Below are 13,012 nucleotides of genomic sequence, written 5' to 3'. Positions count from 1 at the left end.
AGGCAAATGTGGAACTATTTTTACTGGTTAGAGGAATTTTTTCGTCAGTCCTTATGAGCTGTTAACAGGACTATCCGAACAATAAACCTATAACCATGCAAAATTTCTTACATTTCATCTGGTGCTTCAACACCGAGCAAGGCGAGGGCTTGCTTAAGCACGATAGCGGTCGCATAGCTGAGAGCTAGACGGCTATCTCGTTCTGGGCTATCGTCCAAAATCCGAGTGTGGGCATAGTACTTGTTAAAGCTCTGAGCGAGATTGATTGCAAACTTAGCAATGACATCAGGCGTTAGCTTATCAGCTGCCCGTGTGATGGTGGCTGGAAATTCCTGCAAGAGTTTGATAATCTCCCAAGCATCCGCATCATCTAAGCTGTAAGAAGCTCCTGCTGCTGGTTGAAAATCAGCCTTTCTCAGGATTGATTGAATCCGAGCATGGGCATACTGAACATAGGGACCAGTTTCTCCTTCAAAAGATACCATGGCTTCTAAATCAAAATCATAACCATTGTTGCGGTCAGTTTTGAGGTCATAGAACTTGATGGCACCGACACCAACAGCATGAGCCACCGCATCTTTGTTGGCCAGATGAGGATTTTTCGCCTCTATCTGCGCCTTAGCTCGGCTGACAGCTTCTGCGATGGTTGGCTCAAGTAAAATCACATTGCCCTTACGGGTCGAGAGCTTCTGACCACCCTTGGTCACCAACCCAAAGGACACATGCTCAACATCTTGGTGCCAAGCATAACCCATTTCATTAAGCACAGCTTTGAGCTGCTTGAAGTGGGCAGACTGCTCCTGACCGACCACATAGATGCTCTTAGCAAAATCGTAGGTGCGCTTGCGGTAAAGCGCCGCTGCCAAGTCACGGGTGATGTAAAGCGTAGCACCATCTGATTTTTTAATCAAGGCAGGGTGTTCGATGCCGTACTTGGTCAAATCGACTACCTGAGCACCATTTGAGAGCTGCAATAAGCCCTTGCTTTCCAGCAGGTCAACCACTTCGTCCATCTTGTCATTGTAGAAGGCTTCACCATTGAGGCTGTCAAATTGAACCCCCAGTTCAGCATAGATACGGTTGAACTCCACCAAACTCTCATCGCGGAACCATTGCCAGAGCTCGAGCGCTTCTTGGTCGCCGTTTTCCAATTTGAGGAACCAGTCTCGACCTTCTTGGTCAAGACTAGGGTCAGCCTTGGCCTCATCGTTGATCCGAACGTAAAGTTTCAGCAACTCTGCAATCGGGTTTGCTTTCACTGCTTCTTCATTGCCCCATTTTTTGTAAGCCACAATGAGCAGACCAAACTGCTTGCCCCAGTCACCGAGGTGGTTGATACGGACAGTTTTGTAACCAATTTTTTGGAAAATCTTGGCCAAACTATCCCCGATAACGGTCGAACGTAGATGTCCGATAGAAAATGGCTTAGCGATGTTGGGACTAGATAAGTCAATCGCAACGGTCTGTCCTGCCCCAATAGCCTGGTCACCATAACGTTCACCTGCCGCGATGACCTCTGACAATACTTCTGCTGAAATCTGGCGTTTATCTAAGAAAAAGTTAAGGTATGGACCAACTGCTTCAACCTTATCAAACTGTGTCTGGTCAATCTGCTCGGCGATGTCACTGGCGATAGCCTGCGGTGCCCGACGAAGAGCCTTAGCCAAACTGAAGGTCGGAAAGGCCAAGTCTCCCATACTCGCATGCTTTGGTTTTTCTAAGAGGTTAGCGATGGCCTGCTCGTCCAACTGGTCAATATGCTTGGCCAGCTCTTGAGCAATGAGTTGTTTTGCAGTCATAATCTGTCTCCAAAAATTATTTTTCCTTTTATTTTACCACAAAATAAAGCTAAGGCAAAGATGAAAAAGGCTGAAAAAAATCGTGATTTTTGCTATACTGGAAAAAATGAACTGACGGAGGTGACCATGTCTAAAGAAAAAATTTCCCCTGGTATGCAACAGTATTTAGACATCAAGGCCCAATACCCTGATGCCTTTTTACTCTTTCGCATGGGGGATTTCTATGAACTCTTCTACGAGGATGCTGTCAAGGCTGCTCAACTCTTAGAACTCAATTTGACCAGCCGCAATAAAAATGCTGAACATCCTATTCCCATGGCTGGCGTGCCCCATCATTCTGCCCAGCAGTACATTGATGTCTTGATTGATTTAGGGTATAAGGTAGCCATAGCCGAGCAGTTAGAAGACCCTAAGTCTGCTGTTGGTGTGGTCAAAAGAGATGTCGTTCAGGTCATCACCCCAGGCACGGCGGTTGATATGACCAAGCCAGATGCCGCCAATAACTTCCTTGTTGCCATCGATCGCCTTGCAGGCAGCTTTGGACTGGCTTATATGGACGTCTCAACTGGTGAGTTTTTTGCAACCCAGCTCAGTGATTTTACGGCAGTCTGTAGCGAAATCCAAACCTTGAGAGCTAGAGAAGTCGTTGTCGGCTATGACTTGTCAAACACAGAAGAGCAACTGCTGACCAAGCAACTCAACCTCCTCCTGTCAGAGGAAAAAACAGAGGGCACAGCCGATCATTTATTAGACCAGCAATTATCAGCTGTTGAACGCTCTGCTGCGGGCAAGTTGCTCCAATACCTCCAAAATACCCAAAAACGGGAACTCACGCACCTGCAACCTCTTGTGCATTACGAAACAAAAGACTATCTCCAGATGAGTTACGCGACCAAGACCAGCCTTGACCTGCTGGAAAACAGTCGGACACATAAAAAACAAGGGAGCTTATTTTGGCTCCTAGATGCCACCAAGACTGCCATGGGAACAAGGCTCTTGCGGGCATGGATCGACCGCCCTCTGATTAACTTGGCTGCGATTAGCAATCGGCAGGAGATTATCCAGACCTTCTTAGATGACTTTATCACGCGTCATGATCTAACCGACAGTTTCCGAGGGGTTTATGATATTGAGCGACTGGCTAGTCGGGTCTCTTTTGGCAAGGCCAACCCTCGTGACCTGCTACAGCTGGGACAGACCCTGGCTCAGGTGCCCTATATCCGTGCAATTCTGACAAGCTTTGGGGCTTCTTGTCTGGAAGACTTGGTGACACGTCTAGACAGCCTGCCAGAGTTAGAAAGCCTCATCAGCTCTGCTATTGACCCTGACGCCCCAAATACGATAACCGAAGGTAACATCATCAAAACAGGCTTTGACGAGCAACTGGATCGCTACCGCAAGGTCATCCGCGAAGGGACTGGATGGATTGCAGACATTGAAGCCAAAGAACGCGCCAACTCAGGTATTAGCAACCTAAAAATCGACTATAATCGCAAAGATGGCTACTACTTCCATGTGACCAACTCACAGCTCAGCCATGTTCCAGACCATTTTTACCGTAAGGCGACCCTGAAAAATTCCGAACGCTTCGGCACAGCAGAACTTGCCAAAATTGAGGGTGAGATGCTGGAAGCCAGAGAGCAGTCTGCCAGCTTGGAGTACGATATTTTCATGCGTATCAGGCAGCAAGTCGAGACCTACATCGGGCGTTTGCAGAGCCTGGCCAAAACCTTAGCCGAGGTTGATGTGCTTCAAAGCCTTGCGACTGTGGCAGAAACCAATCACTACATCAGACCGACCTTTAACCAAGATGCTCGCATTGCCATCATTGACGGTCGACATGCCGTCGTTGAGAAAGTCATGGGCAAGCAGGTTTATGTACCAAATTCGATTCACCTTGACCAGACCACAGCCATTCAGCTCATCACGGGACCGAATATGGCAGGTAAGTCTACCTATATGAGGCAGCTAGCGCTCACCGTCATTATGGCACAAATGGGAGCTTATGTCGCAGCTGAGAGCTGTGACCTGCCACTCTTTGACGCTATTTTCACACGTATTGGTGCTTCTGATGATTTGATTTCAGGGCAATCGACCTTTATGGTGGAAATGATGGAAGCCAATCAAGCCATCAGACGTGCCAGTGACCGGTCACTCATTCTCTTTGACGAACTCGGTCGAGGCACGGCTACCTATGATGGCATGGCGCTAGCACAATCCATCATCGAACATCTTCATGACCATATCGGCGCAAAGACCCTCTTTGCCACTCACTATCACGAGCTCACCAGTCTAGCCGACACCCTGTCCCACCTCGTCAACGTTCACGTGACCACGCTGGAAAAGGACGGCGAGGTGACCTTTCTCCATAAAATCGCAGATGGCCCTGCCGACAAGTCCTACGGCATCCACGTTGCCAAAATCGCTGGCCTCCCGACCAGCCTCCTATCTCGGGCGGAGAGGGTCCTTCACGACTTGGAGACGGCTTCGCCTGTTTTGTTGGACAATAGCCGAGCAGACAAACCCGATACCAGAGACGGTCAAGCAACCACTGGGCAGTTAGACCTCTTTGAGCAAGGACCTGATTCCCTAATCGACGCCAAGCTCCGAGACATGGATGTCATGACCATGACCCCTATGGAAGCCATGAATGCTCTCTATGAACTCAAAAACTTACTATAAGCCACAAGCTACAACAACTAAGGAAAACAAGATGAAAAAACTAGATAAACGTTTACGCTACACCCTCAACGCCCTCTGGCTGGCAGCAGGAATCTGTATCGGCAGTCTCATTTCGGCTCTCAGACATGGGGAGAACTGGATAAAAAGTGCCCTCCTTCTTCTGACCGTCAGCGTGATGATTTATTCTTGGGAAAACATCTCGACCTTAATCAGAGATAAACTCATCCCTGCTGAGGAAGAGCGGTTTGGGAAGTAAACCTATCCACTTCGCTACCTGTACAAAACCTTGATATTAGTTAGCCGTTAAGCTATCCTGACTTTCTTGTCAATCGATTTTTTGCCACTTTTGTGATAAAATAAAGATAGATAACATGCAAGCGATAACATTTCTGGCACATTTTCAAGGAGGTTATAGGATGAAAAAAATTCTAAATCAGGCAGTACTGCAACTATTTTTCGTTGACTTAGTTGTCGTCAGCGCTCTCTATTACAAAGAGCAATTTTCCTTACAGGCGACTTTGTTTTACGGATTTTTTCTCTTTTTATTTCATGGCGTCATCGTGATAAGATCTCTGTACAACAAATTTTATGATGAGTTTTATGACGACTACAGCAAAAAATAAACAAAATCGAGGCTGCTTGCTCCTCGATTTTTTGCGTTGAAACTAGGAGATAGACTGTCACACCTGATCTGCGTCATCTTTTTTGACTACCAAAAGCTACTGGAAACAAGCCGTGCAGCAGTCAAACCATCACTGCTGTCGTCAATCAAAGTGGTAACCCTTATGGTTAAGATAAAATAAGCAACTTTCTGTCTGCACTATGGTACAATAAACCTATGACACATTATGACACAATCGTTATCGGCGGAGGACCTGCTGGCATGATGGCTGCCATAGCCTCCAGCTACTACGGACAGAAGACCCTATTGGTTGATAAAAACAGAAAACTTGGCAAGAAACTCTCTGGCACAGGTGGCGGTCGGTGCAACGTGACCAACAACGGAACCTTAGAAGACCTCATCGCAGGTATACCTGGCAACGGACGCTTCTTGTACAGTGTCTTCTCCCAGTTTGACAACCATGATTTGATTCGCTTTTTTGAAGACAATGGGGTCAAGCTCAAGGAGGAAGACCATGGTCGCATGTTCCCCGTCACGGACAAATCCAAGACCATCATTGATTGCTTGGTTGGAAAAATCGCAGAGCTGGGCGGACAGGTGCGAACCCAGTTTGAGGTCGTCTCGGTGAAAAAAAGTGATGGCACCTTTCAGGTCAAATCAGCAGATGAGCAACTGACCTGTGACCGCCTTATCGTCGCGACAGGGGGCAAATCCTATCCTTCAACAGGCTCGACAGGCTTTGGTCATGACATCGCTAGGCACTTCAAGCTAGCAGTCACAGCGCTCGAGGCGGCTGAAAGCCCCTTACTCACAGACTTTCCCCACAAGGCCTTGCAAGGTATCTCCTTGGACGAAGTGACCTTATCCTACGGCAAACACGTCATCACCCACGATTTGCTCTTTACTCATTTTGGACTGTCTGGACCTGCTGCCCTGCGCCTATCCTCCTTTGTTAAGGGTGGTGAGACCATTTATTTGGATGTTTTACCTGACCATAGCCGAGCTGAGCTTGAGGTTTACCTGGAGCGCGAGCGTGAAAAATCCTTGAAAAATGCCCTGAAATCCCTCCTGCCAGAACGGATGGCGGACTTTATCGCTCAGCCATTTCCTGAAAAGGTCAAACAGTTAACGCACAAAGAGCGTGAGGAACTGCTCAATCGTCTCAAACACCTGCCTATCCCTGTCACAGGCAAGATGAGCCTAGCCAAGTCCTTTGTGACCAAGGGCGGCGTTGACTTACAAGAAATTAACCCCAAAACCCTAGAGAGCAAACAGGTGCCTGGGCTTCATTTTGTCGGCGAGGTGCTGGATATCAACGCCCACACGGGCGGCTTTAACATCACTGCAGCCCTCTGCGGTGGCTGGGTGGCTGGCAGCTTGCATTTTTAGGCTGAACAAAAAGCGTCGACTGACGCTTTTTACTTTCCATTCTTTTTCCGCACGGCTTATGACTTAAAAACTTCCCAGAAAGGCAGATAGATTTTCAAAACTGTGCAGCCACCAAGGTAGCCAGAGCCCTTGTCCCTTGTTATAGAGATAACCCAAAACCAGACCACTCATGACGTGAGGAAGAACACTGAACAGCTCTGCCCAACTCAGCTGATGCATGTGAATCATTCCGAATAACAAGGCCTGAACACTTAGCGATAGAGCATAAGGCATGACGTTCTGACACCACCCAAAAATAATATGACGGTAAACCACTTCTTCGACAAAGGGACCCAATACCCCTAACACTAATAAAATCAAAACTTTTGGAAACCGAGCCAGAACCTGCGTTATTGCTGTATCATTTTGCAACTGATAGCCACTTAAGCCAAATAGGCTCAGCAAGGTGTCACTCAGCAACCCGCCAAGCGTACCCAATAAAACCATAGCAACATAAGCACCTAGCAGCCACCACAGGATTTTCCAGCCCAAGGAGGTCACTTTTTGGAAAGACTGCCTTAACTCTTGCCGAAAGAGATAAGCTGCAAGGAACGCTAAGACGCCATAAGACACGAAGATATGGACACCATGCGGAAAAATGGCGCTCAGAAATTTTCCCTTGACGAGAAAAAGATAGAGCAACAGGTAGCCAATAGGAACGAGAGAACGGTTATGAGACATAGGTCACCTCTTTTGTTTAGCGTGATAAATCTCCGACCAAACGTAAAAGAGTAGAAGCCCGAACAGTGTTAGAGAAAAGAGTGGCATGCCCTTGATAGCAACCAAACTCCCCAACAAGAGAATTGATAAGAGCGTCAGGTATCGCCAGAGATGCCGACGAGTTGGCTGATGTAACGGCAACGCGTCCTTAGCCAGACCTAGCAGCTCATCTACCGAAATGCCATAAAATGCTGACAAGCGAGCCAAATTATCACTATCTGGCACTGTCCGATTTTTTTCCCAATTGATGATGGTCTGACGAGACAGCAACAACAGTTGGGCTAATTGGTCTTGGGTATAGCCCTTTTCTTGTCGCAGAGACTTCAAACGCTCCCCGATAGTCATTGATTTATCCTCCCTAAAGGTAACAGATTAAGCGCGCCATGCCTAGTCAAAATCTGTTGACATGAGCCTATTTGCTGCGTAAAAGGTCTTGAACATGCTGTTGCTAGCACCTTCAAGTTGACAAGTCTGTCAACCTAATATTTCCCTAACTCACGCAAGCTAGTATGATTTTCCTGAATGCGGCGGAACATTTTTTCCATGTCTGACTTGCTAAAGTTAACAAGGACAGGACGACCGTGAGGGCAGTTGTAAGGATTGTCACATTGGGCGAGCTGTACCAGCAAGTCCCTTGCGGAGTAGTCGTCTAGCTTGTGATTGGCCTTGATGCTGCGTTTGCAGGACATCATGATGGCCAATTCTGCTCGGTACTGCTTGATGGAGACCTGATCGGTCAACAGCAACATGTCACACATCTCGTAAACGCCGCTTTCGATTTCCTCTTCCTTCATCCAGATAGGGTGCTCACGTAGGATAAGGGTGTTCTGTCCGTAAGGATCAAGGTTGATGCCCACTTCTTTTAGTAGCTCTGCCTTTGCCTGCAAGGTCAAAAAGTCACTGGCTGAAAACTCAAAGAGGTAGGGCACTAAGAGCTGCTGGAGCGAGCTGTCAACCTCGCCAATCTTATCCCGGTAATACTCGTACTTGACCCGCTCCTGAGCGGCGTGCTGGTCGATGATGTAGAGCCCGCCTTGCCCTTGTGCAAAGAGGTAGGTCCCGTGCATTTGCCCGAAATACTCTAATTCTGGAAAGCTCGACCGTTCCTCCTGCTCCAAGTTCGCCACCAAGCGCGACAGTTTCTTGCGATCCGCCTGCCAGCCATGTTCCCCGTCCTCTAGATTAACTGCCTCCCTCTGGGCAAACTGGACGCTGGCTGGTCTTTGCTCAATTTCTGAGGAAATAGCAGAGCTAACCGTCGGACCAGGGCTGTCAACCATCTTGACAAGATTGTCAACCTGCTCCTCAACCACCACTGATTGGGGCTGATCTTTGAGGAAAAAGTCCTGCTTTTCTGTGTCATAGTAGAGGTTGGTCTGCTTGAGACTGAGACTGGTTTGAACAGGCTTTTCAGCTCGTTTAACACTGGATTTAGCTAGATTTTCCAAGGCATCTGGAATCAAGGTTTGCTCTTTCAGACTAGCTACGATAGCTTGCTTAATCAGTGCCATCAGCTCTTTTTCCTTAGAAATCCGCACCTCCTGCTTGGTCGGATGGACGTTGACATCCGCCAAATAAGGATCAATCTGAATGTCAATCACTGCAATCGGAAACCGTCCCACCATCAGCTTGCTCCCGTAGCCATCTAAAATTGCACGACTGAGCAAAAAGTTCTTGATATAGCGCCCATTGATCAGCAAGGTGATGTAGTTGCGATTGGCACGCGTTAACTCAGGCAAACTGACATAGCCCGACACTTCAAAATCCAGGTCACTGGCTGAAATCTCAATCATCTTGCGCGCTGTTCCCAGACCGTAGATGCCAGCGATGGCTTGGCGTAGGTCGCCTGTCCCAGCAGTCTTGGTCAGCTCACGCCCATCACTGATTAGGGTAAAGGCCACCTCTGGGTGTCCTAGACTGAGGCGATTAATCACATCGATGACACTTGAGGTCTCAGCCTGTAGACTTTTCAGGTATTTGAGCCTAGCAGGGGTGTTGAAAAAGAGATTTTCCACCGTGATTTGCGTGCCGACAGGACGAGAAATAATCTCTTGTTGCTCAATAACACCACCATTGGCCACCAGTTTAAGACCGTGCTCTGCCTCTGCGGACTGGGTTTCGATGGTCATCAGACTGACTGAGGCAATCGAAGGCATGGCTTCACCCCGAAACCCTAGTGTTCGGATACGAAAGAGGTCGCCTTGGTTTTTGATTTTACTGGTGGCATGTCGACGTAAACTCAAAGGCACATCTTCTGGCACCATGCCTTCTCCGTTGTCAGTTACCTGGATCAGCTTGAGCCCGCCCTCTTCAATGGTGATAGTAATTTGACGACTGCCTGCATCAATAGCATTTTCAACCAGCTCTTTAACCACACTAGCTGGGCGCTCAACCACCTCACCTGCAGCAATTTGGTTGGCTAGGACTTCTGGTAATTCAATAATTTTTGACATAAACTTCTCTCTTTGTCTGTTCTTAATTTCATTATAGCACAAACTGTGCCCATCACAAAAAGACACCAGCATCGCTGATGTCCTGATGAGACACTGCCTGCTCTGACAGGTCAAACGGTTTGTGTTGTGCTGTTACTCGGTGCTGATGTAGGACAAGAGAGCATCAGCTGTGGTGGTCGGCAATATCCGCACTCGGTTGAGGGTTAATAAGCCGTTAGACAGACTGGCTAGACCTTCATTTGTGGTTAGACCGAGTTTATAGCCTGCCTGACTAGCTACTGCTAGCGTGTCTTCGTTGTATCGCCCTGCTGGGTAGACAATGGTCGTGGTTTCCTGATGAAGCAGCTGATCGAGATAGGTTTTACTGTCGGTCAGCTCTGCTATTTGCCCATCAACCCCTGTAGCACTAAGATCTGGGTGCGTCACCGTGTGCCCCTCAAAGGTCATGCCTGCTGCTTGCATCTCCAAGAGCTGCGCTTCGGTAAGGTGTCCAGCCTGCTGTTCTTGCGTTAGCCCTGTGATGACGTTGTTGGTCGCCGTGGCGCCGTATTTTTGCAAAATGGGATAGGCTACGTCATGAAAGTCCCAGAGGCTATCATCAAAGGTCAGCCAAACCACTTTATTCGCCGGCAGAGCATTCTCGGTTAGGGCACGGTAGGCCTCAGCAGGTGTCAAAAAGTGATAACCAGCTTCCTTCAGCGCCTTAACGTGGCTCTCAAACACGTCAGGTGCTACAATCAAATTGGCATTTGGCGCTTCCTCTGGTGCCATATCGTGAATGGCATGGTACATGAGGATAGGAATTTTGACAGGCTCCTGTTGCTTGATCCAGGTTGACGATACCTCTTGACGACTGGTTGACGTTGCTTCCCCTGTTTGACTAACAGATGGCTGCTGAGCTATCGTTTGTGGTTCAGCTTGTTCAAAAAAGACTTGTTTGCCTAAAAAGCCTAAAACAAGTAGTAAGGCAGCTATAGCTAGACATAAACTAGCAATCAAGCCAGATTGAGAGGACGACTTCCGTGAACGACGTTGCATGATACACTCCTTTTTCTATTTATTATAGCATACACTCCCTAGATAAAACAAACAACCCACTAGAGAACTAGTAGGTTGTTTGCGGAGATTTATGAAAAAATTTTAGGAGGGACAGGACCTGGGGAGAGGTCCTGGACGCCCTCGCTTCGGAAACCAGAAAAGCGAGGGGAGACGAGGATTATTACAGAAAACTTCTACACTTGTTCAACAAAACAAACAACCCACTAGAGAACTAGCAGGTCATTTGCGGAGATTTATGAAAAAGTTTTAGGAATGAAATAATTATACCCACAGAAACTTAAAGAAAACTTAAACAACCTAATAATAGCATCAAAAGCTAAAATAAGAAATAACTCAACAGCCCTACGCCTAACATGTCACTGATGGCATGAGCCCAGAAAAATGGGAAAAGATTTTTCTCTTTCATCCGAGTGTAGAGCAAATAGTAAATCGTTCCAAGCATGAAACCAATTGCCAAGGCGGAAATATTGCCCTGGTAGGTATGAAAGGCATAGCGAACAATCAGGGAATAAAAGAAAATTGGTTTACGGTGCTGGGGTTCCACGCTCAAACACATCCCCAAAAAGAAAATCTCTTCGTAAAAACCATTTAACAAGGAATAAATCACTAAAGATAAGTCAATCGACTGAAGTTTTTCAATGAATGGGTGCATGGTTGAGGCACTATACTGAACGGCCTCACTGGTCTGTGACAGCGCCTCTTCAGGTGGAAAAATACTGTAGGCCACCATAAAATAAAGGTCAAAAATGATAGCAACGCCGATAAAGAGTAAAATCCCCCAAAGAATGGATTTTAAGTTGATTTTAATAGGCCAACTTGAAAAATCAAATCTGCGCCACCAGAGGTACAAAAATGCTGACAATAGCAGAGGCACCTGCCCCCAAAAAGCAGCCCAGTTGACTGCACTGGTAAACTCTGGCAATTCCGCCGTCGCTGTGTTGTCTAAATTGATATAAGTCATCATGGAGTCCTGAATAAAACGGCCAAACATGATAAGGCTCAAAACAACCACATCCCACCACTTTAGATACTTCAGTGGCTCTCTTGGTCTCAGTGTGGTAAAGGTCATGTCAAACCTTCCTTTCTGTTGCATTTAATTTAGTGTCAACAATAGAAATCAATTGAAAACACCGTATAACATCATCAGTCTAATCTTTTTCCCTAAAAATTTCCTAAAATAAGGTGTAAGGAGAATAGTCAAAACCTCTGCTGCACGACTGACAGCAGAGGTTGGTGAAAGAATTTAGGCAACGATAGCTTTGGCTACTTCTTCTGTCGTCATGCGGGAGAAGTAGTGGCTCGTGTCGATGGTTTGGAGTTTGGCCAAGACATCCGCATACTCATAGCGAGTGCCAACCAGCAACTCTTCGATATCGCTGACATCACCAATCCCAAAGAAATCCCCGTAAATCTTGATAGACTCGATAACGGACTTCTCTGTCTTGATGTAGCTGGTGATTTTCCCAGCGTCATAGCGGACGTTGCGCTCGACTGTATAATCTGGCGTTTCGCCAAAGTTCCATTCCCAAGTCGCAAACTTGGTGTCACGAATGTCCTGAATCTTAGCCAGTTCCTCATCTGAAAAGACATACTCGGTCATGTCTGGGTATTCTTTTTTCATTTGAGCGAGAATGGCATCGCTGAACTCTTGTACCGTAATCTTTTCTGGCAATTCATTGTTGATGTTGGTCACGCGGGCACGGACCGACTTAACACCTTTTGACTCAATTTTATCCTTCGATACCTTGAGCGCATCGCCAAGGACGGTCATGTCCACATCAAACAGCAGACAGCCGTGGTGCATCATGCGACCTTTGTAGTAGGCTTGAGCGTTTCCACAGATTTTTTTGCCATCGATTTCGATGTCGTTACGCCCTGTGAAGTTGGCTTCCACACCGAGATTGGCCAACGTGTCAATCACAGGCTTGGAGAAGGTTTTGAAGTCAAAAGCCCCCTCATCTGCCTTATTTGAAATGATGGTGTAGTTGAGGTTGTTGAGGTCATGGTAAACCGCCCCACCACCTGACAGACGACGCACCACATGGATGCCATGTTTGTCGGTGTATTCCTTGTTGATTTCTTGAATAGCGTTTTGGTGCTTGCCGATGATGATGGCTGGTTCATTGATCCACAGGATAAAAATCTCATCCTCATTGACCAGCTCGCGGAAGGCATAGCTCTCCAGAGCGATGTTGTAGGCAGGGTCATTGGACGTATTGACGATGTATTTCATGGCATTCTCCTTGTTA

The 13,012-nt window shown here is 47.2% G+C and carries 11 protein-coding genes; 4 read left to right on the top strand and 7 right to left on the bottom strand.

What is annotated here, in order from left to right:
* Positions 1–107: 107 nt before the first annotated feature.
* Positions 108–1,799: an arginine--tRNA ligase gene (gene argS / locus A3GW_RS0108710; RefSeq protein WP_018368902.1), complete on the bottom strand. Its 1,692-nt coding sequence runs from the start codon at positions 1,797–1,799 to the stop codon at positions 108–110.
* A gap of 126 nt (positions 1,800–1,925) precedes the next feature.
* Between argS and mutS the strand changes: the two genes are divergently transcribed.
* The 4 genes from mutS to aao all read left to right on the top strand — a co-directional run bounded on the left by mutS (position 1,926) and on the right by aao (position 6,492).
* Positions 1,926–4,481 carry a DNA mismatch repair protein MutS gene (gene mutS, locus A3GW_RS0108705; RefSeq protein ID WP_026216676.1) on the top strand — a complete coding sequence of 852 codons (2,556 nt, stop codon included), beginning with the start codon at positions 1,926–1,928 and terminating at the stop codon, positions 4,479–4,481.
* A gap of 31 nt (positions 4,482–4,512) precedes the next feature.
* Entirely contained in the window at positions 4,513–4,737 is a 225-nt protein-coding gene (locus tag A3GW_RS0108700; protein WP_149036288.1) for a hypothetical protein, read from the top strand.
* Between the two features lie 160 nt (positions 4,738–4,897).
* Positions 4,898–5,104, top strand: a complete 207-nt coding sequence (locus tag A3GW_RS0108695; RefSeq protein WP_018368899.1) for a hypothetical protein — start codon at positions 4,898–4,900, stop codon at positions 5,102–5,104.
* A gap of 215 nt (positions 5,105–5,319) precedes the next feature.
* A complete protein-coding gene (aao, locus tag A3GW_RS0108690; protein ID WP_018368898.1) occupies positions 5,320–6,492 on the top strand; it encodes an aminoacetone oxidase in 1,173 nt (390 codons plus the stop codon).
* Between the two features lie 63 nt (positions 6,493–6,555).
* Here the strand turns inward: aao and A3GW_RS0108685 are convergent, their stop codons facing one another.
* The 6 genes from A3GW_RS0108685 to A3GW_RS0108660 all read right to left on the bottom strand — a co-directional run bounded on the left by A3GW_RS0108685 (position 6,556) and on the right by A3GW_RS0108660 (position 12,996).
* Positions 6,556–7,212 carry a CPBP family intramembrane glutamic endopeptidase gene (locus tag A3GW_RS0108685; protein ID WP_018368897.1) on the bottom strand — a complete coding sequence of 219 codons (657 nt, stop codon included), beginning with the start codon at positions 7,210–7,212 and terminating at the stop codon, positions 6,556–6,558.
* Between the two features lie 3 nt (positions 7,213–7,215).
* Entirely contained in the window at positions 7,216–7,596 is a 381-nt protein-coding gene (locus A3GW_RS11285; RefSeq protein ID WP_018368896.1) for a helix-turn-helix domain-containing protein, read from the bottom strand.
* 134 nt (positions 7,597–7,730) lie between these two features.
* A complete protein-coding gene (gene mutL / locus A3GW_RS0108675) occupies positions 7,731–9,704 on the bottom strand; it encodes a DNA mismatch repair endonuclease MutL (protein ID WP_018368895.1) in 1,974 nt (657 codons plus the stop codon).
* A gap of 132 nt (positions 9,705–9,836) precedes the next feature.
* Positions 9,837–10,742 (bottom strand): polysaccharide deacetylase family protein, encoded by a 906-nt coding sequence (locus tag A3GW_RS0108670; RefSeq protein WP_018368894.1) that lies wholly within the window; start codon positions 10,740–10,742, stop codon positions 9,837–9,839.
* Positions 10,743–11,079: 337 nt separating this feature from the next.
* Positions 11,080–11,832: a CPBP family glutamic-type intramembrane protease gene (locus tag A3GW_RS0108665; RefSeq protein WP_018368893.1), complete on the bottom strand. Its 753-nt coding sequence runs from the start codon at positions 11,830–11,832 to the stop codon at positions 11,080–11,082.
* Between the two features lie 174 nt (positions 11,833–12,006).
* Entirely contained in the window at positions 12,007–12,996 is a 990-nt protein-coding gene (locus tag A3GW_RS0108660; protein WP_018368892.1) for a lipoate--protein ligase, read from the bottom strand.
* Positions 12,997–13,012: the final 16 nt, after the last annotated feature.

Origin of the sequence: Streptococcus entericus DSM 14446 (genome assembly GCF_000380025.1) — a bacterium.
GTDB classification, from domain to species: Bacteria; Bacillota; Bacilli; order Lactobacillales; family Streptococcaceae; genus Streptococcus; species Streptococcus entericus.
Note: the sequence above shows the minus strand (reverse complement) of the source record. Positions and strands in the feature narration are given on the sequence as shown.

What these genes read in the sequence shown, in the direction of transcription:
- A3GW_RS0108665 (WP_018368893.1), bottom strand. Translation starts at nt 11,832, where the DNA reads ATGACCTTTACCACACTGAGACCAAGAGAGCCACTGAAGTATCTAAAG.
- A3GW_RS0108660 (WP_018368892.1), bottom strand. Translation starts at nt 12,996, where the DNA reads ATGAAATACATCGTCAATACGTCCAATGACCCTGCCTACAACATCGCT.
- aao (WP_018368898.1), top strand. Translation starts at nt 5,320, where the DNA reads ATGACACATTATGACACAATCGTTATCGGCGGAGGACCTGCTGGCATG.
- argS (WP_018368902.1), bottom strand. Translation starts at nt 1,799, where the DNA reads ATGACTGCAAAACAACTCATTGCTCAAGAGCTGGCCAAGCATATTGAC.
- mutL (WP_018368895.1), bottom strand. Translation starts at nt 9,704, where the DNA reads ATGTCAAAAATTATTGAATTACCAGAAGTCCTAGCCAACCAAATTGCT.
- mutS (WP_026216676.1), top strand. Translation starts at nt 1,926, where the DNA reads ATGTCTAAAGAAAAAATTTCCCCTGGTATGCAACAGTATTTAGACATC.
- A3GW_RS0108685 (WP_018368897.1), bottom strand. Translation starts at nt 7,212, where the DNA reads ATGTCTCATAACCGTTCTCTCGTTCCTATTGGCTACCTGTTGCTCTAT.
- A3GW_RS11285 (WP_018368896.1), bottom strand. Translation starts at nt 7,596, where the DNA reads ATGACTATCGGGGAGCGTTTGAAGTCTCTGCGACAAGAAAAGGGCTAT.
- A3GW_RS0108700 (WP_149036288.1), top strand. Translation starts at nt 4,513, where the DNA reads ATGAAAAAACTAGATAAACGTTTACGCTACACCCTCAACGCCCTCTGG.
- A3GW_RS0108695 (WP_018368899.1), top strand. Translation starts at nt 4,898, where the DNA reads ATGAAAAAAATTCTAAATCAGGCAGTACTGCAACTATTTTTCGTTGAC.
- A3GW_RS0108670 (WP_018368894.1), bottom strand. Translation starts at nt 10,742, where the DNA reads ATGCAACGTCGTTCACGGAAGTCGTCCTCTCAATCTGGCTTGATTGCT.